The organism is Staphylococcus sp. HMSC072H03 (genome assembly GCF_001809305.1).
Lineage (GTDB): Bacteria > Bacillota > Bacilli > Staphylococcales > Staphylococcaceae > Staphylococcus > Staphylococcus hominis.
Genome location: NZ_KV796871.1, coordinates 1 through 4238 on the forward strand (window position 1 = coordinate 1; position 4238 = coordinate 4238).

The following is a 4238-nucleotide window of genomic DNA, read 5'->3' on the forward strand; positions in this document are numbered from 1 at the left end:
GTTAAGGGTTCTTCTCAACGCACAATAAATTTCTTCAGTATAAATGCGTGTCTAATTTCCATTTTTATCTAACTTTCTACCAAGTAAAAGTCCAATAACCACTCCTAAAAATGCCCCTAAAGGACCTGCAAAAACAAAAAGAATAGATGCCAAAATCATAGGTTGTGAAAAAGTATTTGAATTATTTTTTAAAAAATCAATCATCAAAAACTCTTCTTTTTAATAAAAATTATCATAGGAGTTATCAAATTTTAAATACCCTATTTACAATTTTAAAATACTTTTTAAAGTGTTTAGGTGTTCTTTATACATTTTTAATTTAAAGACTCATAAAACGCAAATGTGAACTAAATTTAAAAATCGAATATGATTTTGACTTACAAAACTGCTTTGAGCTATTTCTATATGGTAGTAAATCAAAACATTATATTTATAATTTTGGAATAAAAGAGCTACGAAAAATTCAAGAATTGAAATCAATTTCAAGTTACTTGTGATAAATATACTCATCAATATTTCTTCAAAAGTATCTTCTATATGTCGTTCATTTTTATGATTTTAGATATTTACGGAATCATAAAAAGTCAAAAAATAATATTTTGGAGTATGAGCATTCAATGAATCTTATTACGTATTTTATCGTTTTTTATAAATTTTTAAATTAATAAAAAGCTAAAATAAGTTTCATTTCGAATCACTTTTTAATCAAATTGAGCATAGAAAAGTACAGAAATTGTTTTATTCTTTCCTTTTTTCTTTGAACTTAAAAACAAATAATGTGATCAATATTGAATTCGATATTGATCAAAAGGTATTTCATCAAATTCAAAAAGTAAAACAAATGAATGAATTGCTTAGATTACTTTTGAGTGATTTTATTTTCGATATTAATACTAAAAGTAGGAGTCTTAAGAGTCTTTGGTTGAAAAAATTAAGACTCTTAAGAGTCTCGACGACGACTGAAGCCTATGAAATCAACAAAAAAAGGAGTCTTCAGACAATTCAAAATGGTCTTGTAACAATTGTAAAGAGTCTGTAATAAAGTATCATATTACACCCTCTAATTCAATGTATAAGAATGCTTATAATCACCTTTATATAAAGCTTTTAAGCTATTTATGGTGAACAATTGAGTAGAACGAATAAAAGGTAAATCTTTCAGCTATGCTGAATACCACCGAAGGTGGTACTAGATTTCCTTATGCTCATGTCAAATACTCTTTAAAAAGACTCCCATGTTTGTAATATTTCCAAAAACAAAACGTGCTTTAAGACAAAAGTGGCTATTTTCTTGTTCACTTTTTACTTTAAGTGCTTATTTTTATTTTCAAGATAACCATTGTTAGTAAAATGATTGAAGATAAAAAAAGAGAAAACTAAGTAAAAATATTTACTTAGTTTGGGATAGAAAAAATTCAAATTTAAAATTATATTCGATCCATGTCTTGAACATTAACGACTTACTTTTTGTTTATGATGTATATCAATTGAATCTGAATTTTGATTTTTTGGAATAATAAATTCAACCTTTTCTTTCCAATCTTTAACAAAATAAATGACAAAAACGATTTTATTAAGTCACTTTTATAACTACGAAAGATTGCTAAAGAATATAAAAACGGTTAGTATTTTTATAATTTTTAAAGTTAAAACAACGTTAAATGATCATTTTATTTTTCATCTTATGCGACATGTTTGAGCCATTTTCAAATGAATAATAACCATTTATAGAAAAAATAGGACTAAAACAGAAACGTTTTAGTCCTACCTACTTGTTTAACTACAGTTCATTTTCAGATTTACTCAATTGCCATTGAAGATAAAGTTCGACTGCAGTTAAAAGAACATTAATCATTGCCAAAGTAACTTTAATCTTTTTCTTAGTACTCATAAGTCTTCCTCCTTTCTTTAATAGCAGCATGCTATATTGTGATATTGTGTTGATCTTATTTTGTTATCCCCTCCCTTACCTTTCGTTTGATCTAGGTGGTTGCCTTAGCAACCACTTGTAAATAAAAAAAGAGAACATCTATTTAAAGATGCTCTCTAATTGAATCATTATTGATTAAATAAAGAAGTGATTGGTAAATGATCACGTCGTTTATTAAGCGTATGCATTTCAGCGAATTCAGACTTAAGGGATTTCATTAAGTACCCTTGCATGGCTTCAACGGTTTCATTTTTTTGAATAAGCATAGCTTTGAAACGTTTAAGAACATGAAGTATTTCTATTTCCATATCTTCTAATAAGTAATATGTATCAATAGAATTATTAAAGGACGTCTTGGCTTTTAATAATACAGGTTTGATGATTTTAATTTCATTTACAGAAAAGTTACTTAAATACCTTTGAATACTTTGAGGTAGTTCTTCGAGTAATTGGAATTTTAAAGCTTCATTATTAAAGTTTGAATTGTTGTGATTTGAATGATTTGTATGATTACTAGGAAAAGTTAGCTTATTATCATTCAAATCATTCGTATCATTACTCTCAGTTTTAATATAATCAGTATCATTATTCTCAGTATCATTAGACTGTGAATTTGGAAGTTCTTGACCACTTAAATTCACAGTTCTAGAACTTCCAAATTCATTGTTCTGGAACTGTGAATTTGGAAGTTCCTTGCTATGACTGGCTTTAATGTCATAATTAGGTTTTAATAAATATAATCTATTTGGTTTATTAAGGCCAACACGTTCTTGAGTTAATAAATTAAAACTTATTAACTCTTTTTTTAATTTTATAATTTTTTGTTCTGCATAACCTAAGTATTCGCACAAATGTTTATTACTGAAAATAAAGTAAATGTTATTATTTTTATCTACCCATTCATTTTGGATGGATAATTCAAAGCGATCTTTTAATAACGCATACATAATTTTGGCTTCCGCCGACATTTTTTTAAAATATGCATCTTCGAATAAATATTTAGGTAGTTGATAAAACCTTTCAGTTTTTACTTGTGATAAATTGTATTTTTCAAAATTGGGCATAATAAAAACCTCATTTCCATTTTTAGGATTGAGGTAATAAAACAATTTTTACGTAAGTTATATGTTTTGTGCTTGCACTTAGATGATTAGATAGATATAATACAAGTATCAAAAAATATATAAACAAACGAGTGCGAATCGTTTTATTACCGAGAGTCAATGCTACGCCAATAGCATTGACTCTTTTAGTATTTATAAAGCAATATTAACACTTTTAAGAAAGTATATAAAGAGTTTTAAATGTAGTTAAAAGCACATTGCCATGGCAAAATGTGTAGTTCATTGTTTTAGTACCTAATTAAGCTCCAAAAACATATTATAGGTAGCTAATTAGGTGCATATGTAGTAAATAGGTAGTAAATTTAGTGGTAATTGATGAAATAAAATTCATTAGGTGGTAAAATTTAGGTACTAAATTAGGTACCTAAGGGTGGATGTTATGAGAACTATTAAAATGGTTGCTGATGAATTAGGTGTAACTAAACAAACTATTGTTAATAATGCTAAAAGTTTAAATATAACTTTTGAAAAAGAAAATGGGATTAATTATATTGATGATAATGATTATTTGAAAATTATAGAAAAAATTACTAAGAAAGAGAGTACAATCCAAAATAAAGAATCAGTAAAAAAAGAATTGTTTGGTGAAAATACTGCAAAATCAGAAAAGAATATATATAATAATTCAAATAGTTCTGAGACATTAAAAACAAAAGTAAACGAATTAGAAAAGCAAATAGAAATCTTTGAAACTAGAGCTAAAAATGATGAAAAATATATTGAGAATTTAACTAAGCAATTAGATCAACAAAATAGCAATGTTAATACGTTAAATAAATTGTTGGAGAATCAACAAATATTAGCTTTAGAAAGCAATAAAAAAATTCAAAAACTAGAAAGCCAATTAGAAGAAGAAAGACAGCTTAATTATTCTTTTGATACAGCGACGAATAATAGACAAAATATTAATCCGAAAGAAGCAACTTTTACTAAAGAACCTCAAAATGCGAACCAACAACAAAAGAAAAGCCAACCAACCGAAGTAAATCATAAGAATATAGCTAAAGAAAAAAAGGATGACAGTATAAACGAAGATGAACTAACAAATGAGGATAAGTTCGTTGAAGAAACGAAGAATGATCCTGATGATAATAGGGAGGTAGAACCACCTAAAAAGGGATTTTGGAGTCGTTTATTTGGTAACTAATTGCAATTAAAAAGGCACAACAAGTTCATGAACTTGT

At 26.7% G+C, this 4238-nt stretch carries 3 protein-coding genes; 1 reads left to right on the forward strand and 2 read right to left on the reverse strand.

Annotated features, from left to right (window positions below):
• Positions 1-51 precede the first annotated feature (51 nt).
• Positions 52-204, reverse strand: a complete 153-nt coding sequence (locus HMPREF2578_RS11105) for a hypothetical protein (RefSeq protein WP_002489624.1) — start codon at positions 202-204, stop codon at positions 52-54.
• A 1854-nt stretch (positions 205-2058) separates the two neighbouring features.
• Positions 2059-2994, reverse strand: coding sequence for a replication initiator protein A (locus tag HMPREF2578_RS01285; protein ID WP_001829877.1), 936 nt, complete (start codon positions 2992-2994; stop codon positions 2059-2061).
• 439 nt (positions 2995-3433) lie between these two features.
• On the opposite strand from HMPREF2578_RS01285, the gene HMPREF2578_RS01290 reads away from it, so the two are divergent.
• The gene (locus tag HMPREF2578_RS01290) at positions 3434-4201 is read left to right on the forward strand and encodes a DUF536 domain-containing protein (protein WP_002505089.1); all 768 of its coding nucleotides are present in this window, start codon (positions 3434-3436) and stop codon (positions 4199-4201) included.
• Positions 4202-4238 lie beyond the last annotated feature (37 nt).

Excerpts from the sequence above, each read along its gene's own strand:
- HMPREF2578_RS01290 (WP_002505089.1), top strand. The coding sequence starts at position 3,434 with ATGAGAACTATTAAAATGGTTGCTGATGAATTAGGTGTAACTAAACAA.
- HMPREF2578_RS01285 (WP_001829877.1), bottom strand. The coding sequence starts at position 2,994 with ATGCCCAATTTTGAAAAATACAATTTATCACAAGTAAAAACTGAAAGG.
- HMPREF2578_RS11105 (WP_002489624.1), bottom strand. The coding sequence starts at position 204 with ATGATTGATTTTTTAAAAAATAATTCAAATACTTTTTCACAACCTATG.